The sequence below is a fragment of the Candidatus Limnocylindrales bacterium genome (assembly GCA_035571835.1).
GTDB lineage: Bacteria > Desulfobacterota > Binatia > UBA1149 > CAITLU01 > DATNBU01.
In genome coordinates, this window is the sequence record DATNBU010000040.1 from 1 (window position 1) to 20,232 (window position 20,232).

A 20,232-nucleotide genomic window follows, 5' to 3' on the forward strand; every position below is an offset into this window, starting at 1 on the left:
CGTCGCGGTAGAGAAACTGGACGGCGCGGAACTCGAGGTCGGGCTGCTCGAGCCGCTCATTGCCGCGAAAGCTTCGCTCGAAAACCTGCGCGGTCCTGAGGTTACGGACTTTCAGCTTGGTGATCGTGGCCGCGCCGCGAGCCGATGGCGACTGCGCGTGCACATCCAAAATCACGTACGGATCACTGTCGAGAAGGATGCGTAACCCTCGTTTGAAGTCGGCGGTAGTAATGACCATCCGCGCTTACTAGCCGGAACGGGGCCGGACGTCGATAAGGGCCCATCTGCCGCGTTGGATTCCGGCTTCGTTCGGTCGACGTACGGGAAGTACGACTCCCTCTCTACGCCGGAATCCGCCTTGCATCTGGACCCTTCTCGACGCCCGGCTCGTGTCCCGTCAGCTCCCGTTTCCGCTATCGACTGAGATTGCGGCTCCTGCGCCTGCTGCCCGCCCGGTCGCCCACGCCCATAAAAAGTTGTACCCGCCGATCGGGCCGAACGCGTCGAGCATTTCGCCGCATAGGAAGAGGCCGGGGCAGCGGCGGCTTTCCATCGTGCGCGGGTCGATTTCGGCGAGCGCGACGCCTCCGCCGGTGACTTCGGCGGTGCGGTATCCTTCGTGTCCGGTCCACGGCAGCTCGAAGTGCGTGAGCGCATCGATGAGGCGCAGCCGTTCGTCGCGGCGGAGCTCGGCCAGGCTGCGATCGATCGGAACTTCGGCAAGCTCGAGAAGCCGGTCGGCAAGGCGCGCCGGAAGATATGCGCGCATCACGCCCGCTACGCTCGCACGCCGCGGCGCGAGCTCGCGCTCCCACGCGTCGCCGTCGAGCGGCGTCCATTGGGCAAAGATAGGTTGCGGCTTTCTTGCGGACTCGGTGCTCGCCGACGATTCGGCCGGAACAGCGGAGGGCGCAGAGATGCTGCGCACGGCGAGATGCGAGACGTCGAGCACGGCCGGCCCGCTGAACCCGCGATGCGTGAAGAGAAACCCGCCGACCACGCGCAGCTTCTGGCGCCGCGCCGGTGCTTCGAGCGCGACGTCGAGCGATACGCCCGCGAGCGACGCAAATCGCCCGCGGCTGTCGGTCAGCGGAGTCAGCGCGGCGTAGGTCGGCTGGATCCTGTGTCCGAGGCTTCGCGCAATGCCGAGGCCGGCTCCGTCGCTGCCGGTGTTCGGAACCGAAAGGCCGCCGGTCGCGAGGACCACTGCAGAGGCATCGATCGAGTCTCCGCCGGCGATCACGACCCGCCAGCGCGCGCCGGTGGCGGAAGCAGTATCGATCGGCTCGACCGCGACCACCGCCGACTCGAATCGGAACGCAACGCCGAGCCGGCGCGCTTCGCCGACGAGTGCATCGCGCACGTCGCGCGCACGGTTGCTCGCCGGGAAAAGCTTTCCGGAGTCCGCTTCGAGCCGAAGCGGAATGCCGAGCTCCTCTTCGAAGAACCGTCGCTGCTCGTGGAGCGGCCACGAGCGTACGATCTTGTTCATCGTGTTGACCGACGACTCGGTCACGAACCGCGTCTCGTCGAGCTCGCCCGGCAGGATATTGCAGCGGCCGCCGCCGCTGATCAGGATCTTCTTTCCGCCGTCGCGCGTGCTCTCGACGACGACAACGTCTTTTCGATCGCCGCGCGAAGCGAGCGTCTTCGCGCAGTGGATCGCGGCCATCAGGCCGGCTGCGCCGGCTCCGACGATCACGATCGGCGCAGAATCGGCGGGCGAGGTGCTCAGAGGTTGAGTTCCGTCGTCGTGGCGACGCTCGTCACCGATTCGATTTCGACGCCGAGCGACGAGAAGAAACCGCGCAGCGGCCGTCCCGGTCCGACCTCGAGAATCCGGCAGTTGCGATCGACGAGCTCGCGCATGCACGAGACCCATTCGACCGTCGACGTCGCCTGTTCGACGAGGCAGCGCTCGAGGTCGGCGCGCGAGCCGGTATGAAACGCGCCGGTGCGGTTCGACAGCACGTGGACCGCCTTTGCTGCGCCGACGTGCTCGATGGCGCGCAGCGCTTCGGCCAGCGGGGCCTCGACGCTCTTCATGTGACGCGAGTGAAATGGCGCCGACACGCGCAGCGTGATCGATCGCGCGCGTTTGCCCGGCGCGGCCTTGACCGCCGCCACCGCCGCGGCAACGTCTTCGGCAAGGCCGCTCAGCGAAGCCTGGTCGAGCGCGTTGTAGTTGCCGACGTCCACTGCGAATTCCGCAGCGATCTCGCGCAGCCAGTCGACGTCGAGATCGGCATGGATGATCGCCGTCATCGCGCCGTTTCCGGCCGGCACCGCTTCCTGCATGAGCCTTCCGCGAAGCGCGACGATACGCACTGCATCGGCAAGCGTGAATACGCCCGCCGCAACCAGCGCGGTGTATTCTCCGAGGCTGTGTCCGCCGAAGTATTCCGCGACCAGTCCGCGATGAGCCCGCAGTGCGGTGAGCATTGCGATCTCTGCCGTCAGGATTGCCGGCTGCTGGAATTCGGTGAGCGCGAGGCGGGCACCGTCCTCGAAGCAGACTTCGGTCAGGTCGTAGCCCGCAGCCTGCGACGCTTCGTCGAAGACCGCGCGGCATTCGAGAAAGTGCTCCCAGAAGTCGCGCGCCATGCCGAGCTTCTGGGCTCCCTGGCCGGGAAACACGATTGCCAGTGGCTGGTGCGAATCCATTGCTTGCTCGTCTGTGTCGCATCGAGCGACAAGGTGCAAGGTGCGGCTAGTGGAGGTTCGGTCTCGCGGCGCCAAACGATGTTCGGCCTCGCGGCCTCGCTCGATGCTCGGCCTCGCGGCCTCGCTTTGCCCCGGTCGCGCTGTCCTGACAGATAGCGCGACATCGCGAGCGAGGGCGCGAGCCCGAGCATCCGACGGAACCGAGGGCGCGAGCCCCAGCAATTCGATCGACGAGGTATCCGCAATGACCACCAGCACCGCGACTGATCTCGGCTTCGATTCCGAGCGTGTCGAGCGCATCCGCACCGCCATCCGCGCCGATATCGATGCAATGCACTACGACGGCTGCGTGCTGCTCGTGGCGCGTCGCGGCCGCATCGCGTTTCACGAAGCGTTCGGATTCGCCGAGCGCGCGACGGCACGCCAGGCGTCGCTCGACGACGTGTTCTTCTCGATGTCGATCGCCAAGCAGCTCACCAACACGATGGTGATGATGCGCGTCGAGCGCGGCGAGATCAGCCTTCACACCCCGGTTCGCGAGATCATTCCGGCGTTCGGGCAGAAGGGTAAGCAGCACGTCACGGTCGGCGACCTCATGGTGCACAAGGCGGCGCTTCCGCTCGGCGTGCCGCCGATGCCGCCCGAGCTGATCGGCAACATCGACGCGACCACGGAGGCCGCCTGCGCCGTCATTCCGGAGAGTATGCCGGGCACGCGCGTCAGCTATTCGGCGATCATCGCGCATTCGGTGCTCGCGGCCATCGTGCGCCGCCTCGACGGCGAGCGCCGGCACTACCGGCAGATGCTCGCCGACGATCTGTTCGCGCCGCTCAGGATGACGAACACATCGCTCGGGCTTCGTCCCGATCTTGCGGCCCGCAAGGTTCCCGTGGTCGTGCGCGACCGCACGCCGGATCTGTTCGAGCCCGACCTGCTCGAAGCGTCGGCCATGCTGCTCGCCGAAGACTTCGAAATGCCTGCCGGCGCGTGCATGACGACCGCGCACGACTTCTTCCGCTTTGCCGAATGCTTCCGGCGCGGCGGCGAGCTCGACGGCGTGCGCATCCTGTCACCGTCGACGATCAGCCTGATGACGACCAACCAGACCGGCGAGCTGCCGAACGGGCTGTGGGACTACGCGCGCGCGGCCAGCGGATGGCCGGTATTCCCGGCGTATCTCGGCTACGGATTCTTCGTGCGCGGCGAAGGCTCGTATTTTCCGACGCCGTTCGGGCTTTCGACGACGCCGTCGGCGTACGGCGGCTTCGGCGCCGGCTCGAACTGCTTCTGGGTCGATCCGGTGCGCGAGCTCGTTTACGTGTACCTTTCGGCGGGCCTGATGTGCGAGACGAACAGCGTGCTTCGGCACCAGAAGATCGGCGACCTGGTGCAGGCGGCGATCATCGACTGAGACGGCTACGCGAAAGAGCCCGCGCCGACCACAAGTACCAACGAGGGTCCTCCGTCAGCACGTCAAGAATGAACGTTGCTGTGCAGTACAGCGATCACTGAACGGCGCGCATCAGAGCCAGGATCTGCTCGGTCGTCCTGCCACTGGTCGCCTTGCCTCTCAGGTGTCCTACGATGCTGCGGCCGCGTCGGCTTGCGCTGCCTCGAGCTTTTCGAATCCTCACGGCTGTCCCCTCCACTTCGAACTCCACTTCGCTGTCAGGCAGTAACCCAAGCCGCTCCCGAATCTCCACGGGGATTGTGACCTGTCCATCGCCCGACATTCCGCGGGGAATGTTCGCGTCGGCGGATTGCTCACGGAGCGGCCGCCATCCCCCGACATTCCCCGGGGAATGTTCGCGGATCGGCGAGATTGCCGCGCCGTGCGTCCATGAAGGCGCGGCCGAAGTCGAGGTCGGCCTGATACTGGTTGTGTGCCGCGCAGCGTAGCTCGATGTTCTCGGAGGTAGGAAGTCCGCCCATCGCGAACGGAGCTCTGTGGTGGAACTCGATGTTGCTCGTCTCGCGGCAGCGACGTCCTCGGCCGTCCAGGTAGCAGCAGCGCCCCGAGTCGCGTCGCCATACCTCGCGCCGCACGGCTGCCGGGATGGTTCGGGATCTCTGTCCTCGCTGCGAAGCGGCTGTATCGGCCGCGGGCGCCATTGAATCCGGCCGACCGGTGCATTCCGCGTTCGTCGGCGTCGTCGACCTCGGTCGATCGGTGCATTTCTCTTTCGTCGGCATCGCCGACTTCGGTCGATCGGTCGAGCCTGCCTTGCGCGCGAGTGTGCGGATGAGCAGCACGTCGATGGCACGACTGATGATCGCGGCCGGGTCGCGACCGGTCGCCGAGCGGCCGAGCAGATCCTGTAGCGATCGCAGCTTGTCGTGCGTTGCTTCGTCTACGGTGATCGCGATTTTGTAGCGACGCGGGCTGAGCGGAACGATCGGCTTCGTCGCGCTCGCCGGCTGCGCTGACGGTGGAGCGATCGCGACGCCGGCGACCTCGGAATCCGGGGAGGCCGGCCGATTACTCGAGCAGCCGGCGGACTCGCGGTCTGCCCAGGTGCGCGGATCGCTCGCACCGCCAGCCTGATGGCGAACCGGCGAACACCCATCGGCCAACGTTGGCGCTGCCACTATCGGCCCGTTGCTCGCCGCGTTCGCACCGCGACGCCCGGGCATCGCACGAACACGCGACGCCACATCCGCTCGCGGCGCCAGTTCCGCAACCAGCCGCTCGACCTCGCGCGAGCTCTTGTGCCTGGCGCGCTCGAGCACTCGCAGGTGGTTCTCGGTGGTCAGATGCCTGGCCAGCAGATGGATCGCGCTGAGATGGATCTCGCCGCGTGCGACCAGATCCAGCACGACCGGAAAGCGGCGCGCCGTGCGCGCAGCCCAAAGTCGCTTGGCAGTAACCTGTTCCGACATGTGGAAGCGCTCCATGCAGAAAATGAACATGGAGGAGCAGGCATGTCTGGCCCAGAGCTTGCGCTCATCGATTTCGGCGATCGCGACGAGAAGCGCCGCAGTCGTACGACGATCGCGGGCGACGAGACACTCGAAGTGATCGAGCAGTTCCTTTTCGGAGAGATTTGCAACACTGTCGAAGGATGTCGTCATGACGACCCTTGTAACACGGGTTTTTCAGGCGTCGTTTTCCGTAAGGATGCGACCACTCGCAGGCATGCGCGTTTCACGACAAAGCGCGAGATCTGAGCGGCGCAACGCGCGAAGTGGGCGAAAAAAGCCGTGCGCTCTGTTTCGCTTCGCTACAGGCGACGTGAAGCGGCGAAAAACCGCGTCAAACGAAATCGACATCGCGACGATGCTTCAATAACAAAAGTTTCATAGCTGCCGTGATCGGCCGCGAACGCCGCGCGCGTATTCTGCGACGAAAACGTTCGGACCCGTCGCCGTCGCCCAACATTCCCCGGGGAATGCTGTGTAGCAGCGACATAGCGCGCTGGTCGCAACATTCCCCGCGGAATGTTCGTGCAGCACGGACAGAGCGCGTTGGCCGCGCTCAAAATACTTATGGAGCAGCCGCGGGTGGCGTCGGCGGACCTTCCTCTCCGTCCTCACCCACTGCAATCACGCGATAGCGGACGACACCGCTGCCTGCCGACGTATCGCGCCACGAGAAGTCGTGGCGGCGGCGGATCTTGTCCTGATCGGCGACGTCGACCGTCGCGATGCGTTCCCACGACTCGTCTCCGTCGCGCTGGCGCTCGACGATGAACGACGCAAGATCGTAGAGCTTCTTTCCGTCGGCGCTCTTCTCCGCTCGCTTCCAGTGCACGACCGCGACATCGCCGTCGCGCTCGACGGTTGCCGTGCCGGGGATGACGGGCGCCGTGTCTTCGGGAGGCCGCACCGCAGTGCGATAGCCGCAGGCGCTGCCGCCCATGCCGAGGATTGCAGCGAGCGCGAGCGCAATCGCCAGCGGCCGTCGGCGGGTCCTCAAGCTTTCGGGCTCCGGGCGGAGCCGACTCCGTGTTTCTTTGCGAGCGTCTTCACGCGCCGCGATACGAGGCTCGTCGCGGTTCCGCCGTACGACGTGCGGCGCGCGATGGCTTCGTCGAGCGTCAGCAAGGAGGCGACGGTGCGTCCGGCCTTGCGGTCGGCGGCTTCGCCGAGGGCAGGAGAGAACTCTTCCAACTCGCGGCTGCTGAGCGCCGTGAGCTCGAGCTTCACCGCGAGGCAATGCCGCACGATGCGGCCGACGACTTCGTGCGCGTCGCGGAACGGGACGCCGCGCGCAACGAGGATCTCCGCGAGATCGGTGGCGAGCAGGAACGAATCGGACGCGGCGCGCCGCATGGCCGCCTCGTCGAACGTCAGCGAGCGCAGCATCGCGGCGAGCGTGGCGAGACTCGATGTTGCCGTGTCGAGGCTGTCGAACAGCGGCTCCTTGTCCTCCTGCAGGTCGCTGTTGTACGCGAGCGGAAGCCCTTTGACGGTCGTCAGCAGCGAGACGAGGTTTCCGGTCACGCGGCCGCTCTTGCCGCGCACGAGCTCGGCGATGTCGGGGTTCTTCTTCTGCGGCATCATCGAGCTGCCCGTCGAATACGCATCGTGAAGCTTGACGAAGCCGAACTCGCTCGTCGCCCACAGCACGATCTCTCCGGCAAGGCGCGACAGATGCGAGAACAGGATCGCGATGCCGGAGAGCGGCTCGAGCACGAAGTCGCGTGCGGCGACCGCGTCGATGCTGTTTTCGGCGACGCGCGCGAAGCCGAGCTCTTTGGCCGTGCGAGCGCGGTCGATCGGCAGCGTGGTGCCGGCGATTGCGCCGGCGCCGAGCGGCAGCTCGTTGACGCGCGCGTGCGCGTCGCAGAGGCGACTGCGGTCGCGGGCGAGCATCTCGTAGTACGCAAGCAGGTGGTGCGCGAGCAGGATCGGCTGCGCGCGCTGCATGTGCGTGTAGCCGGGCATCACGGCTTTCGGATGTGCGAGGCAGACTTCGATGAGCGCGCGCTGGAGGTCATCGATGCCGGCATCGACGCTTTTGAGCGCGTCCTTTACGTACAGGCGCACGTCGGTCGCGACCTGGTCGTTGCGCGACCGGGCGGTGTGCAGCTTGGCGCCGGTGGCGCCGGTTTTCTCGATTAGCCGGCGCTCGATCGCCATGTGCACGTCTTCGTCGGCGACGTCGAAGCGGAAGCGTCCCTCGCGGATCTCGCTTTCGATCTCGCGCAGGCCGCGCGTGATGGTCTCGCGCTCGGCGGCGGTCAGGATGCCGACCGACGCGAGCATCGTCGCGTGCGCGATGCTGCCGCGGATGTCGTACGCGTACAGCCGCTGGTCGAACGTGATCGATGCGGTGAACGCCTGCGTTGCGGCGTCGGGCTTTGCGTCGAAGCGGCCGCCCCAGCTCCGGTTCGATGCGGCCGCGGCTTTTTTGCCTGCGCCGGCAGCGGGTTTTGCGCCGGCGGCGGATTTCGCGCGCACCGGGGCCGCGGCGCGTGCCGGTGCGGCTTTCGGTTTTCTGCGCTTGTCCGCGGCCATGGGTTATCCTCCGTGTTCGTGGCGCCGTCCCGTGTCGTGCGCCGTGGTCGACAGGTAGTGATTTCGCGGGTTTGCGAAATTGTACCTGTCCCTCTTTTTTTTCGTCAGACTTTTCTGGTGCGGACCATGTTGCGGACTTTCAGGCGAAGGCCCGACAGCCGGATGAAGCCGGTGGCATCGGCCTGGGTGTAGACCTCGTCTTCCTCGAACGTCGCGAGCGCGGGCACGTACAGCGAATCGTCCGACTTGCGGCCGGCCACGGTCGCCGAGCCCTTGTACAGCTTCATGCGCACGGTGCCGTTGACGCAGCGCTGCGACTCGTCGACCGCGGCCTGCAGCATCTCGCGCTCGGGCGCGAACCAGTAGCCGTAGTAGACCATCTCGGCGTAGCGCGGAATCAGCGTATCGCGAAGGTGCATCACCTCGCGGTCGAGTGTCAGTGATTCGAGCGCGCGGTGCGCGATCGTGAGCACCGTTCCGCCGGGCGTCTCGTAGACGCCCCGCGATTTCATGCCGACGTAGCGGTTCTCGACGATGTCGGCGCGGCCGACGCCGTTGCGTCCGGCGATCTTGTTGAGCTTCGCCAGCAGGTCGAACGGGGCGAGCTTTTCGCCGTCGAGCGCGACCGGATCGCCCGAGATGTACTCGATCTCGACGTATTCGGCCTTGTCGGGAGCCTGCTCGGGCGAGACCGACAGCACGAACATGTCTTCGCGCGGCATCTGCCAAGGGTCTTCGAGCTCGATGCCCTCGAAGCTGATGTGCAGCACGTTGCGGTCCATGCTGTAGCCCTTGTCGCGCGTGACCGGCAGCGGGATGTCGTGCTTCTCGGCGAAATCGAACAGCTTGGCGCGCGAGTTGAGATCCCAGAAACGCCACGGCGCGATGACCTTGAGGTCGGGCGCGAGCGCAGCGTACGTGAGCTCGAATCGCACCTGGTCGTTGCCCTTGCCGGTCGCGCCGTGCGAGACGGAGTCGCTTCCGGTGCGCCGCGCGACTTCGATGTGGCGCTTGGCGATGACCGGCCGCGCGATCGACGTGCCGAGCAGATACGTGCCCTCGTAGACGGCTCCGGCGCGCAGCATCGGAAACACGAAGTCGCGCACGAACTCTTCGCGCAGGTCTTCGACGTACGCCTCGACGGCGCCGGTGCGAAATGCTTTCTGCCGCGCAGCCTCGAGGTCCTCGTCCTGGCCGACGTCGGCGATGTAGGCGACGACCTCGCAGCCGTACTGCTCGATCAGCCATTTGAGGATGACCGACGTGTCGAGCCCGCCGCTGTAGGCCAGCGCAATCTTCTTTGGCGTATCTTTTAAGCTCACGTTCTCTTCCTAAGAAAAAGGGGACAGGTACATTAAAATTTCGCCTGCAAAATCACGACGGGCGAAAGTGGCTCGCCCGATTTTCCACACGTTTTTTAAATGTACCTGTCCCTGTTTTCATGCTGCCTCGGGGGCTCCGGCGAGCCATGCGAGGATTGCTTTCTGGATATGAAGGCGGTTCTCGGCCTGCTCGAGCACGACGGCGCGCGGGCCTTCGAGCACTTCGGCCGTGATCTCTTCTCCGCGATGCGCCGGAAGGCAGTGCATCACGAGCGCACCGTCCGCGGCCGTCTCGAGAAGCTTCGCGTTCACCTGGAACTTCGCGAACACCTTGCGGCGCCTTTCGGCCTCGGCTTCCTGTCCCATGCTCGTCCACACGTCGGTGTACAGCACGTCGGCGCCGCGCGCGGCGTCTTCGACGTCGTGCGTGACGCGGATCCGGCCGGGCGCGGCGGCCTGGGTCTCGGCCAGGATGTCTGCGTCCGGCTCGTAGCCCTTCGGGCACGCGAGCACGAAATCAAAGCCGATCTTGGCGGCCGCCAGGATCCACGAGTGCACCATGTTGTTGCCGTCGCCGATGAACGCGAGGCGCATGCCTTCGAGCGACCCGCGCAGCTCGGACAGCGTCATCAGGTCGGCGAGGATCTGGCACGGATGGTACAGGTCGGAAAGGCCGTTGATCACCGGCACGGTGGCGCCGCGCGCCAGCTCGACGACCGAATCGTGCGAGAACGTGCGCGCGACGATCAGGTCGACCCATCGCGACAGGTTGGCCGCGACGTCGCCGCTGGTCTCGCGCATGCCGAGCTGGATGTCGCCCGGCGCGAGATAGATCGCGCCGCCGCCGAGCTGGTACATGCCGGTTTCGAACGTCACGCGCGTCCTCAGGCTCGGCTTCTCGAAGATCATCGCGAGCGTGCGGCCCGACAGCCACGGATGCGGCCGTTTCGCGCGCACGTCGGCTTTCAGCCTGCGCGCGAGCGCGATCAGGTCCTTGATCTCCTGCTTGGACACGTCGCGCAGGGTGACGAGGTCGCGTTTCATCCGAGCACCTCCACGAGCGCGGCGATGCCTTCGTCCACTTCGTCCCTGGTCAGGATGAGCGGCGGGATGATTCGCAGCACCGTGCCGGCCGTCGCGTTGGCGATCACGCCGCGGGCGAGAAGATCGCGCACGATCGGCTTGGTCTCGCGCCGGAACTCGACGCCGATCATCAGGCCTTTTCCGCGGATGTCGGCGACGTCGTCGCGCCCGCCGATCGCGTCTTTGAGCCGCGCGAGGAAATACGCTCCGACCTCCGCGGCGTTGTCGATCACGCCGCCGGCGGTCAGCTCGCCGAGAACTGCGAGCGCAGCCGCGCAGCACACCGGGTTCGCGCCGAACGTCGTGCCGTGCGAGCCCGGCACGAATGCCGATGCGACGTCTTCGCGCGCGAGCACCGCGCCGATCGGAAGACCGGCACCGAGGCCTTTCGCCGTCGTGACGATGTCGGGCACGATGCCTTCGTGCTCGTACGCGAACAGCGTGCCGGTGCGGCCGTTGCCGGTCTGCACTTCGTCGAGGATCAGGCGCGCACCCGACCGGTCGCAGATGTCGCGCAGCTCCTGGAGGTATCCGGCCGGCGGAATCACGATGCCGCCTTCGCCGATGATCGGCTCGACCAGCACCGCGGCGGTGTCGCTGCCGACCACGGCTGCGACGGCTTCGCTGCTGCCGGGCTCGACGTGCACGAAGCCTTCGAGCATCGGACCGAAGCCTTCCTGCAGACTCGGCTGGCCGGTTGCGGCCAGCGCACCGTACGTACGGCCGTGGAACGAGCCGTGCGCGGCGACGATCTTGTAGCGTCCGCCGGCAGCGCGCCGCGCCATCTTGATCGCAGCTTCGTTGGCCTCGGCGCCGCTGTTGCAGAAGAACACGCGGTCGGCGAAGGTCGCTTCGACGAGCCGCTGCGCAAGCCGTGCGCCCGGCTCGTGGTAATAGAGGTTCGACGCGTGGATGAGCTTGCCGGCCTGCTCGCGGATTGCCGCGACCACAGCCGGATGCGCGTGCCCGAGCGACGAGACGGCAAGCCCCGCGAACAGATCGAGATACTCGCGTCCGGACTCGTCCCACAGCCGGCAGCCTTTGCCGTGCGTGAACGCGACCGGATAGCGGGCGTAGTTCTGCGTCGTGAAGCGGTCGGTCGCTTCCACGATCGGCAGATTGCCTTCGGCTACGCTCATTTTGCCTTCGGCTACGCTCATCTTGCCTTCGGCTGCGCTCATTTCGCTTTTGCCTTCCTGCCGCTGGCAGCGCGCGTCGGTTTTTTCACGGAGCCGGCGGATTTCCGCCGCGACGCCGGCTGGAGCAAGACTGGCTCCCCGTCGAGCACGATTTCGGTGCCGACGCCTGCGGCCGTGAAGATCTCGAGCAGCACCGCGTGTCGGACGCGCCCGTCGATGATGTGCACCTGTCCGACGCCGCCGCGCAGCGCATCGATTGCGCACTCGACCTTCGGCACCATGCCGGCCGCGATCGAGCCCGCGTGAATCTGCTTGCGCGCCTCCGGCTCGGAAAGCCGCGACTGCAGCTCGCCGCCGGCCTTCATGATGCCGGCGACGTCCGTCAGAAGGATCAGCTTCTCGGCCTTGAGGCCGCGTGCGATCTCGGCGGCTGCAACATCGGCGTTGACGTTGAACGTGCGGCCGTCGGCATCCGTCGCGATCGGCGCGATCACCGGGATGAAGTCGGTTCCGTCGATGTGCTCGAGGATCTCCGGGTTGATGTGCGTGATGCGGCCGACCATGCCGACGTCGACGAGCTCGGCCTTCTTGCCTTTTTCGGAAATGCGCACGGCAAGCTTCTCGGCAATCAGCAGGTTGCCGTCCTTGCCGGTCAGGCCGACGGCCTTTCCGCCGTGCTTGTGGATCATCCCGACGATCTCTTTGTTGATCTGCCCGCCGAGGACCATCTCGACGATCTCCATCGTGGCTTCGTCGGTGACCCGCATGCCGCGCACGAAGCGCGTGGCGATGCCGTGGCGCTTGAGTGCCTCCTCGATCTGCGGACCGCCTCCATGCACGATGACCGGCCGCAGCCCGAGCGACTTCAGCAGCACGACGTCTTCGGCGAAGCCGGCCTTGAGCTTGTCGTCGAGCATCGCATGGCCGCCGTACTTGATAACGACGACGCGCCCCGCAAAGCGCCGCAGGTACGGAAGCGCTTCGAGCAGGACGTCGGCCTTTGCGATGAGCTCTTTCACGGCATTGTTCCTCTCCGAAAACACAAATCGGGGACAGACACCGATTTCGGAAAATCGGGGACAGACACCGATTTCGGGAAATCAGTGTCTGTCCCGGATTTTCAGTCGTCGGATGGCTGGGCGCTCGACTGCCGCTTTCCGGAGTGACTTGCCTATATCGCGGCCACTGCCGGGCTTCCAACGATCCGCACGCAGAAATTCGAGCTTTGCAGGAGGTGGCAGCCCCGGAGATCGCAGAGCTCCGGCCGCCGCTGCGCTCGCCGAGACGCTGCGCTGCCGGGCCTGCCGTCAGGCTCGCGGGTGCGCCTTGTCGTAGACGGCGGTGAGCTTGCCGAGCTCGAGATGCGTGTAGCGCTGGGTCGTCGCGATCGATGCGTGCCCGAGCATCTCCTGGATCGCGCGCAGGTCGGCGCCGTTTTCGAGCAGGTGCGTCGCGAACGAGTGCCGCAGCGAATGGGGCGTGGCGTGGGCGGCGATCGCCGCCGCGGCAAGATGCCGCTCGACGATCCGCCCGATGCTGCGGGTCGACAGCCGGGTTCCGCGCGCGTTCAGGAAAACGGCCTTTGCATCGCCATGCGCGAGCTTCCAGCTGCGCCGGTATTCGCCGAGCGCGGCGAGCGCGTCGGCGCCGACCGGCACGATACGCTCCTTGCTTCCCTTGCCGAGCACCCGGACGACGCCGAGCCCCTCATGGATCGACGTCCAGTTCAGGCCGGCGCACTCGGCCGCGCGAAGCCCGCACGAGTACAGCATCTCGAGCAGCGCCCGGTCGCGCAGGCCGGTCGGCTTTTTGAGATCGGGCGCGGCAAGCAGGGCAGACATGTCGTCGATCGACAGGTGAACGGGCAGTCGCTTCGGGATCTTCGGTGCCGTGACCGCCGCGCACGGGTCAGTCGGTGACGCCGCTTCGCCGGTCGACTTCTCCGCGACCGCGGCGCGCTCGCGCGCCAGCCAGCGGAAGAATGCACGCAGGGCGGCGAGCTTGCGGGCCGTCGTCGAGCGCGCACTGTCGCGAAGTCGCGCGGCGAGGAAGGCCCGGACCGCCGCGACGCCGTTCCCCTCGGAGTCGTCGGGAGCGAGCCTGTTGCCCGACGGCGACGAGACGACTGATACACCGGGTGTCTCACCTCGCTCGACGAGGAAGTCGAGGAACTGGCGAAGGTCGGCCAGGTACGCGCGCCGCGTGTTCGGCGACAGGCCGGACTCGACGGCAAGCGCGCGCTCGAACAGGTCGAGCAGCTCCAGATGGGACGCGGAGGTTTCGGACACGGCTTCCAGCATGGTATCACGCCGGATCATGTCTGCTGCACGAAACGAGGCCGCGACGCTGCCGCCGATTCCGAGCGAACGCGTCGAGTTCCCGTCGCGTCGCGGCAACCTTCTGGTCGGCGACATCCATCGCGCTGCGGCCGGGAGCACCAGATGGCTGGTGCTCTGTCACGGAATGGAGTCGACGCGCGGAGGGACCAAGCAGACGGCCATCGCCGAGCGTTTCGTTCCCGCCGGCTACAACGTGCTGCGTTTCGACTTTTCGTTCGTCGGCGATTCGGAAGGCGAGTACGAGGACCTGACGGTCACCGCCGAGGTCGACGACGCGCTCGGCGCGCTCGACTTCATGCACCAGTTCGGCGGCAGCGAATCCACGCTCATCGGCTCGAGTCTTGGCGGGCTGGTTGCGCTGCTGGCCGCGGCCCAGGCTCCGCATCTCGTCAGCTCGCTCGCGCTGATCGCCGCGGTCGCCGATGCACGCATTTTCACCGACGGGCTCACCGACAAGGCGATCGCCGACTGGCGTACGCGCGGTCGCCGGCGCGTCGGTTCGGGATTTCTGCGGCCGGGCTTTTATGACGACGTGCTGCGCATCGATGCGCCCGCGACGATGCGCGCGCTTTCGATGCCGGTGCTCGTGATGCACGGCGAGGCCGACACCGTGGTGCCGCCGTCGCATGCCGAGATCATCCGTGCGAACGTGGCCGGGCCATGCACGGTCGAGTACTTCGCCGGCGTCGGTCATCGCTTCGAGGAACCCGGTGCGCTCGAGCGACTGCTCGACGTGCTCGGCAGCTGGCTCGCGCGCGTCCAGGGAACGTAAGCCGTGATGTGGCGGGTTCGTTGCCACGCCTGCTCGTCGGAATTCGACTCCGACGATCCGATCGGTCGCTCCGCGCGCTGCGAAAGGTGCGGGAGCGAGCTGCGCTGCTGCAGGAACTGCCGCTTCTACGACCTGTCGTCCTATAACGAGTGCGCCGAGCCGTCGGCCGAGCGCGTGCTCGAAAAAGATCGCGCGAACTTCTGCGACTATTTCTCGCCCGCGAGCGGCGAGCGCGGCGCTGGAATTCCCGCCGCGAAGCCCGACAGCCTGTCCGAGCTCGAAAAGCTCTTCCGCAAAAACTGACATCGGAAGCGGTCGCCGTTTCGCGATCCCACGAACTCGGAGTCTGCGCGAAATCGGTGTCTGTCCCCGATTTCGCGAAATCAGTGTCTGTCCCCGATTTTCTCAGCGACCGCGGAAGACCGGGGGGCGTTTCTCGCGCATTGCGCCGATGCCTTCGGCGGCGTCGGCTGTCGTGAACGTGATGGCCTGTTCGGAGGCTTCGCGGGCGATCGCTTCGTCGATCGTGTGCGAATCGCCGCAGCGCAGGGTCTGCTTGAGCGAACGCACGGCAAGCGGCGCCGCGCTCGCGATTGCCGAGGCGAGCTCGGCGACGACCGCATCGAAGTCGTCACCGGCGATGCGGTTGGCGATGCCGAGCGCGAGGGCTTCGTCGGCGCCGATCATGCGGCCCGTGTAAAGCAGGTCGGCGGCCGCCGACGGTCCGATGAGGCGCGGCAGGTTCCAGGTCGCGGCCATGCCCGGATGAATCCCGAGCCGCACGAACGTCATGCCGACGCGCGCATCCTTGTGCATCACACGCAGGTCGGCCCCGAGCGCGAAGCAGAATCCTGCACCGACGGCATGCCCGTTGATCGCCGCGATCGAAGGCACACGCAGGTCGCGGATCGAAAGGAACGCGCGATAGAAGCTCTCTCCTCCGCCAAGACCTTCCTCGGCGTCACCCGAGCCAGCCTCCGCGCCGAGAGTCCTTAAGTCCGCGCCCGAGCAGAACCCCTTTCCGGCGCCGGTGATCATGACCACTCTGACGTCGTCGTCGCCGTTGAGCGTCTCGACCGCGCGAACCATCTCTCGACCCATCTGCGGCGTCATCGCATTGCGCTCGGCCGGCCGGTTGAGCGTAATGCGGCCGATCGGACCGTCTCTCGTCACGTCGATCTGTTCGAAAGACATCGTTGCTCCCTCATGCTCGCGTCAGTAGAATCCGCGTCCACTAACCCGCCACGAGCATGCAGTCAAAACAGCTTTCCGATCCCGGTTTGAAACATGCCCAGCCTGAAGAGGTTCCTGTGAACGATATCCGGACCATGCTGCCTCGCGTCGCTCTCGTACTCCTTGCTCTGTCGCTGCCCGTGATGGCGACGGCCCAGCGCGCGCAAAAGCTGGACGAGAAGCAGGAAAAACAGGCGGAGGCGCAGCAGGCCGAGGCCGCTGCAATCGCTGCGCTCGGCAGCCAGGTGCCGCCGGCCAACGCCATCGGGCTTGCGACGATCCTGCGCTCCGGCGACCGGTCTGTCTTTGCCGCGCTCTCCAAGTCGAGCGGCGACGCGTTCGAGGCGTCCGGCATCGATGTCGATTTCGTCACGGTCAAGTTCGGTCCTCTCAAGATTCAGAACGCGCACGTTTCGCTGACGCCTTCGGCCGACGGCCGTTCGTGCCGCTTCGCGATTACCGGAACGCCGTTCGGAGAAGGCTCGACGCTGGAGGCGTCCGGAACCGCCGAATGGGGCGTCGGTCCGCTCGGCGGCGACAAGCTCGATCTCGTCTATGCGGTCGGCAACGCTCCGGTCGAAGCCGTGCGCACGTTTCTTCCCGGCCGCATCGATCCGAGCTTCCGGGGCATGGTCGGCTTCCATGGAAAAGCGAGCGGCATCATCAACGAAACGACGACCGAAGATGCGCCGGCGACGCCGCTGCGCGGCGATTTCGAGGCGATGCTCGACTGGCAGATCCTCGGTCGCACGGCTCCGGCGACGATCAACGGCAATTTTTCTCTCGACGACAAGATGGTCAGGATCTCGGGCGGCCACATCAAATGGCAGGATTTCGACCTCGCGCTGCGCGGATGGTTCGAGCCGTTTCCGACCGGAAAAATCGAGCTGACTGCGCTCTTCAACGACATCGACGCCCACAAGGTCGCCGTCGACTGGAACGTTCCGCCGCCGTGGCAGCCGACCGCCACGCTGACCGGGCAGTTCAATCTCACCGGCAAGCAGGGCCAGTCGATGCTCAAGTACGAAGCCAGGGCACCGAGCGCCGACGTGCCCGGGCTCGGCGGCTATAACGTCCACATGGTCAAACCGAAGTTCACCGGCAGCATCCTCGTAATCAATGCGGATGCCTCGGTGACGTTCCTGCCGGAGCAGTGGAGCGTCGGCGGAATCGATCTCGGATCGCTGCCGTCGGGAATCCTGTGGTTCCGCGACAAGGTCATGTACAACGCGTCGAACTCGCCGCTGTGGGGCGGTGAAAACGACGCGACGATCTCGTACAAACCGGCCGAGCATCCGGCGTTCACGATGTCGGGACGGATCAAGGGCGCAGACGGGCGCATCATGGCGCAACGCCTCTTGCCGCAGCTCGGACTCGACGCCGAGGGATACGGATCGGTCTCGTACATCTTCGGGCAGGATGTCGAGCGCAAGCCCCAGTGGTCCGTGCACGGCTCGCTGCTGACCGGCCGCATCGGCAACGTCGATCTGTTCGCGCGCACGCTCGATGCGCTCGGGGCGGCCGATCCTTCGATCAAGGTTGCCGATGCAGCCGCCGATATGCCGAAGCCGCGCCATGGAACCGGCACCCGCATCGACAAGTTCTTCTTCGAAGCCGAGAAAAACGCCGACGCATATTCGCTCGGCGGAATGTTCCTTCGCGCCGAGGAATTCCAGCTCGATGCGGATGGCGAATATTCCGAGGCGTCCGGCCTCAATCTCGACGGTACCGTGATGTTCCCGCCCGCCGCGGTCGACAAGCTCGCCGCGTCGGCGCCGTGGATCAAGGCCCTGCGGGTCGAAGGCGGGCCGATGTACGTTCCGGTCGCCATTACCGGCAAGACGCAGAGCCCGGCGGTCGCGCTCGCGCCCGGTTACGCAGAGCTGCTCGCCAGTACCAAGCGCGGCGAGCCGGTGACTGCGCCGGGCATCAAGCATGCGCGCAAAGTCGGAGCGGAAAACGTTGCGAGCATTCCCGGCGATCCGAACGCGATCAACGAGTAAGAGGCCGGGCGCGGCCTCGCCATGCTCTGGCTCGCGCTGACGACTGCGCTGCTGCTTGCCCTGGCCTTCACCGGTTATCGGAAGGTCAGGCGGCTTCGCTTCCGGCGTGCTCTCGCAGCGCTCGAGGGCGGCTCGCGCGCGACCGCGCTCGAGATCGATGCGTTCTCCGAGATCGAAGATCATCTCGCGATACGCGAGTGCCCGTGCGGCGGGCTGCTCGCGAGTCTTGGCGAACGCAGCGAGCCCGACGGCAAGCGCATCTTTCGAGTAGTGCGCGTCGAGTGCCGCCGCTGCGAGGAGCTCGCCGAGATCTGGTTCGACGCAACCCGTGCGTATCATTGAGCCCGGGGGCGTGCCGGTGCATCGTACCCATCACCTGCCTGCGAAGATGAACATGGAAATCCGCCCCATCGATACCGCAGAGAACGAGTACGACAGCGTGCTCGGAGTCTACACGCTTTTCGTCTCGCTGCCGCGCGCCGAGACGGTGTACTTCCGGCTCGTTGCCGAAGCGTGGGAAGACTATGCGGTAGTGCGTACGATGGAGCGCTTCCATGGTCCGCAGCGCACCGAGACGCTGGTCGTCGCAATGGCCGTTCCGGACTATCTCGAGCCTTGCTCGCGCAGCCTCGCGCGTCTGGTCGCCGAAGTCGACGGCCGCCAGGTGCCGACGACTCCTGCGCTTCGCGCGGCGCTGCGCCGCGATCTGCTTGGACCGGATGCCGACCGTCCGGACTAATCTTCGCAGGATGACGCCGGCGGAATGATCACGCAGGCTCGATATCGGTGCCTGTCTCTTCCTCCGCCTGCTCGCGCCTGTCCTTGCCGAACACGTACGCCACGCCGATCGAGATGGCGTAGAGGAACATCAGCGGCACGGCCATCATCAGCTGATTCGCCGCATCGGGCGTCGGTGTCAGCACGGCCGCCACGATGAAGATGACGACCACTGCGTAGCGCGAGAACGACAGAAGCTGGCGCCACGTGACGAAGCCGATGCGCGCAAGGAAGAAGATGATGACCGGCAGCTCGAACGTCACCCCGAACGCCAGCATCATGTGCGACGTGAACGAGCGGTATTCGCTCATGCTGAGCATCGCGTCGATACCGATGTCGGCGTACTCCGAGAGAAAGAACGGAATGCCCATCGGAAATACGAAGAAGTAACAGAAGCTCGCGCCGCCAAGGAAGAACAACGTTCCGAACAGCACGAACCATTTCGCGTAGCGGGCTTCGCGATCCTCGAGCCCCGGCACGATGAAGCGCCACAGCTGATAAAGGATCACCGGCAGCGCAAGAAAAACGGCGCCGATCAGCGATACGCTGAACTTCGTGAAGAATGCCTCGGCAAGCCCGGTGCCGATGATCTGGTACTTGAGCCCGTTGGCTTCCGCCGAGCTGCGCAGCGGATGGATGAGGATGTCGAAAAGGTAGTGGACGTTCGGGTACGTGACGACGAAGGCGACGGCGACTGCGCCGATGGCGCGGGCGAGCCGGCGGCGCAGCTCGGCCAGGTGGCCGGTCAGAGGCAGCTCGACGTCCGGCACGGTCACGCCGATCGATCGTTCAGGCCGAAGCCTTCGGATCCGGATCGGTCTTTTCCTTGGCCGTGTCTTTTGCCAGCTCCTCTTCGGATTCCAGCTCGGCTTCGTCGGCGACGTCGCTCGCTTTGACAGTCGGGATTGCGCCTCGCGGCGTCGTTCGCTGCGTGCGCGAGACCTTGCCCGCCTGGCGCGACGCTTCGCGCGACTGCTCCTCGAGCGAACGGCGCGCTTCGTCGAGCTCGGCGTTGATGTCGGAGGTTGCGCGGCGGAATTCGGCGAGGCCTTTGCCGAGGCCGGCCGCCAGCTCGGGCAGGCGCTTCGGGCCGAGTACGAGCAGCGCGATCACGAGAATGAAGATGAGCTCGCTTGGGCCGATGCCGAACATGCGTGGGAGGCTAGGAGTCGGGTTGTTCTCAGTCAAGTTCGCTCTGCCGGACGGCGATAAGGGCCCATCTGCTTCGTTGTCGCCGCGCGCCTCCGCTCGTAGTGGGGCCGGACGTCGATACGGGCCCATCTGCCGCGTTGGATTCCGCTTCGTTCGCTACGACGTACGGGAAGTACGCCTCCGCTCACTACGCGGAATCCGCCTTGCATCTGGACCCGTCTCGCCGCCCGGCGCGTGAAACGGCACTCCCAACACGGAGTTTGACGGCGGCGGCGTTCCGGCTTGGAG

20 protein-coding genes are annotated in these 20,232 nt (G+C 66.0%); 6 read left to right on the forward strand and 14 right to left on the reverse strand.

Going from position 1 to position 20,232, the window contains the following annotated elements; all coding sequences use genetic code 11:
- The 3 genes from VN634_18935 to VN634_18945 form a co-directional block, all read right to left on the reverse strand.
- On the reverse strand, positions 1–238 hold a 238-nt coding region (locus VN634_18935; GenBank protein ID HXC52969.1), incomplete at its 3' end, for a hypothetical protein.
- A gap of 159 nt (positions 239–397) precedes the next feature.
- The gene (locus VN634_18940; protein ID HXC52970.1) at positions 398–1,702 is read right to left on the reverse strand and encodes an aminoacetone oxidase family FAD-binding enzyme; all 1,305 of its coding nucleotides are present in this window, start codon (positions 1,700–1,702) and stop codon (positions 398–400) included.
- A gap of 29 nt (positions 1,703–1,731) precedes the next feature.
- Positions 1,732–2,664 (reverse strand): ACP S-malonyltransferase, encoded by a 933-nt coding sequence (locus VN634_18945; GenBank protein HXC52971.1) that lies wholly within the window; start codon positions 2,662–2,664, stop codon positions 1,732–1,734.
- 244 nt (positions 2,665–2,908) lie between these two features.
- Between VN634_18945 and VN634_18950 the strand changes: the two genes are divergently transcribed.
- Positions 2,909–4,075 (forward strand): serine hydrolase domain-containing protein, encoded by a 1,167-nt coding sequence (locus VN634_18950; GenBank protein ID HXC52972.1) that lies wholly within the window; start codon positions 2,909–2,911, stop codon positions 4,073–4,075.
- A 353-nt stretch (positions 4,076–4,428) separates the two neighbouring features.
- Here VN634_18950 and VN634_18955 read toward each other — a convergent pair whose 3' ends face one another.
- The 8 genes from VN634_18955 to VN634_18990 form a co-directional block, all read right to left on the reverse strand.
- Positions 4,429–5,736, reverse strand: a complete 1,308-nt coding sequence (locus VN634_18955; GenBank protein ID HXC52973.1) for a hypothetical protein — start codon at positions 5,734–5,736, stop codon at positions 4,429–4,431.
- Between the two features lie 412 nt (positions 5,737–6,148).
- On the reverse strand, positions 6,149–6,580 hold the full coding sequence (locus VN634_18960) for a hypothetical protein (protein ID HXC52974.1): 432 nt from the start codon (positions 6,578–6,580) through the stop codon (positions 6,149–6,151).
- On the reverse strand, positions 6,577–8,124 hold the full coding sequence (gene argH, locus VN634_18965) for an argininosuccinate lyase (protein HXC52975.1): 1,548 nt from the start codon (positions 8,122–8,124) through the stop codon (positions 6,577–6,579). The genes VN634_18960 and argH overlap by 4 nt, the downstream gene beginning before the upstream one ends.
- A gap of 104 nt (positions 8,125–8,228) precedes the next feature.
- Entirely contained in the window at positions 8,229–9,446 is a 1,218-nt protein-coding gene (locus tag VN634_18970; GenBank protein ID HXC52976.1) for an argininosuccinate synthase, read from the reverse strand.
- Positions 9,447–9,563: 117 nt separating this feature from the next.
- Entirely contained in the window at positions 9,564–10,490 is a 927-nt protein-coding gene (gene argF / locus VN634_18975; protein HXC52977.1) for an ornithine carbamoyltransferase, read from the reverse strand.
- Positions 10,487–11,710 carry an acetylornithine transaminase gene (locus VN634_18980; GenBank protein ID HXC52978.1) on the reverse strand — a complete coding sequence of 408 codons (1,224 nt, stop codon included), beginning with the start codon at positions 11,708–11,710 and terminating at the stop codon, positions 10,487–10,489. The genes argF and VN634_18980 overlap by 4 nt, the downstream gene beginning before the upstream one ends.
- Positions 11,707–12,687, reverse strand: coding sequence for an acetylglutamate kinase (gene argB, locus VN634_18985; protein HXC52979.1), 981 nt, complete (start codon positions 12,685–12,687; stop codon positions 11,707–11,709). Before argB ends, VN634_18980 begins: the two co-directional genes overlap by 4 nt.
- Before the next feature lie 288 nt (positions 12,688–12,975).
- Positions 12,976–13,986: a tyrosine recombinase XerC gene (locus VN634_18990; GenBank protein HXC52980.1), complete on the reverse strand. Its 1,011-nt coding sequence runs from the start codon at positions 13,984–13,986 to the stop codon at positions 12,976–12,978.
- Here VN634_18990 and VN634_18995 point away from each other — a divergent pair.
- Positions 13,985–14,779, forward strand: a complete 795-nt coding sequence (locus tag VN634_18995) for an alpha/beta hydrolase (GenBank protein HXC52981.1) — start codon at positions 13,985–13,987, stop codon at positions 14,777–14,779. The two genes, VN634_18990 and VN634_18995, sit on opposite strands and share 2 nt — an antisense overlap.
- A gap of 3 nt (positions 14,780–14,782) precedes the next feature.
- Positions 14,783–15,082: a hypothetical protein gene (locus tag VN634_19000; GenBank protein HXC52982.1), complete on the forward strand. Its 300-nt coding sequence runs from the start codon at positions 14,783–14,785 to the stop codon at positions 15,080–15,082.
- A 102-nt stretch (positions 15,083–15,184) separates the two neighbouring features.
- Here the strand turns inward: VN634_19000 and VN634_19005 are convergent, their stop codons facing one another.
- Entirely contained in the window at positions 15,185–15,973 is a 789-nt protein-coding gene (locus tag VN634_19005) for an enoyl-CoA hydratase/isomerase family protein (protein HXC52983.1), read from the reverse strand.
- 134 nt (positions 15,974–16,107) lie between these two features.
- Here VN634_19005 and VN634_19010 point away from each other — a divergent pair, with 134 nt between their 5' ends.
- Genes VN634_19010 through VN634_19020 form a run of 3 tightly spaced genes read left to right on the forward strand, consistent with a single transcriptional unit; the run spans position 16,108 to position 18,754 of the window.
- Positions 16,108–18,015, forward strand: a complete 1,908-nt coding sequence (locus VN634_19010) for a hypothetical protein (protein ID HXC52984.1) — start codon at positions 16,108–16,110, stop codon at positions 18,013–18,015.
- A gap of 21 nt (positions 18,016–18,036) precedes the next feature.
- The gene (locus VN634_19015; protein HXC52985.1) at positions 18,037–18,357 is read left to right on the forward strand and encodes a hypothetical protein; all 321 of its coding nucleotides are present in this window, start codon (positions 18,037–18,039) and stop codon (positions 18,355–18,357) included.
- A 52-nt stretch (positions 18,358–18,409) separates the two neighbouring features.
- Positions 18,410–18,754 carry a hypothetical protein gene (locus VN634_19020; protein ID HXC52986.1) on the forward strand — a complete coding sequence of 115 codons (345 nt, stop codon included), beginning with the start codon at positions 18,410–18,412 and terminating at the stop codon, positions 18,752–18,754.
- Between the two features lie 28 nt (positions 18,755–18,782).
- Here the strand turns inward: VN634_19020 and tatC are convergent, their stop codons facing one another.
- Complete coding sequence (gene tatC / locus VN634_19025) at positions 18,783–19,568, reverse strand: twin-arginine translocase subunit TatC (GenBank protein ID HXC52987.1); 786 nt, start codon at positions 19,566–19,568, stop codon at positions 18,783–18,785.
- A 13-nt stretch (positions 19,569–19,581) separates the two neighbouring features.
- On the reverse strand, positions 19,582–19,980 hold the full coding sequence (locus tag VN634_19030) for a twin-arginine translocase TatA/TatE family subunit (GenBank protein HXC52988.1): 399 nt from the start codon (positions 19,978–19,980) through the stop codon (positions 19,582–19,584).
- Positions 19,981–20,232: the final 252 nt, after the last annotated feature.

What these genes read in the sequence shown, in the direction of transcription:
- VN634_18945 (HXC52971.1), bottom strand. Translation starts at nt 2,664, where the DNA reads ATGGATTCGCACCAGCCACTGGCAATCGTGTTTCCCGGCCAGGGAGCC.
- VN634_18950 (HXC52972.1), top strand. Translation starts at nt 2,909, where the DNA reads ATGACCACCAGCACCGCGACTGATCTCGGCTTCGATTCCGAGCGTGTC.
- VN634_18955 (HXC52973.1), bottom strand. Translation starts at nt 5,736, where the DNA reads ATGACGACATCCTTCGACAGTGTTGCAAATCTCTCCGAAAAGGAACTG.
- argH (HXC52975.1), bottom strand. Translation starts at nt 8,124, where the DNA reads ATGGCCGCGGACAAGCGCAGAAAACCGAAAGCCGCACCGGCACGCGCC.
- argF (HXC52977.1), bottom strand. Translation starts at nt 10,490, where the DNA reads ATGAAACGCGACCTCGTCACCCTGCGCGACGTGTCCAAGCAGGAGATC.
- VN634_18980 (HXC52978.1), bottom strand. Translation starts at nt 11,710, where the DNA reads ATGAGCGCAGCCGAAGGCAAGATGAGCGTAGCCGAAGGCAAAATGAGC.
- VN634_18995 (HXC52981.1), top strand. Translation starts at nt 13,985, where the DNA reads ATGTCTGCTGCACGAAACGAGGCCGCGACGCTGCCGCCGATTCCGAGC.
- VN634_18990 (HXC52980.1), bottom strand. Translation starts at nt 13,986, where the DNA reads ATGATCCGGCGTGATACCATGCTGGAAGCCGTGTCCGAAACCTCCGCG.
- VN634_19005 (HXC52983.1), bottom strand. Translation starts at nt 15,973, where the DNA reads ATGTCTTTCGAACAGATCGACGTGACGAGAGACGGTCCGATCGGCCGC.
- VN634_19010 (HXC52984.1), top strand. Translation starts at nt 16,108, where the DNA reads ATGCTGCCTCGCGTCGCTCTCGTACTCCTTGCTCTGTCGCTGCCCGTG.
- VN634_19015 (HXC52985.1), top strand. Translation starts at nt 18,037, where the DNA reads ATGCTCTGGCTCGCGCTGACGACTGCGCTGCTGCTTGCCCTGGCCTTC.
- VN634_19020 (HXC52986.1), top strand. Translation starts at nt 18,410, where the DNA reads ATGGAAATCCGCCCCATCGATACCGCAGAGAACGAGTACGACAGCGTG.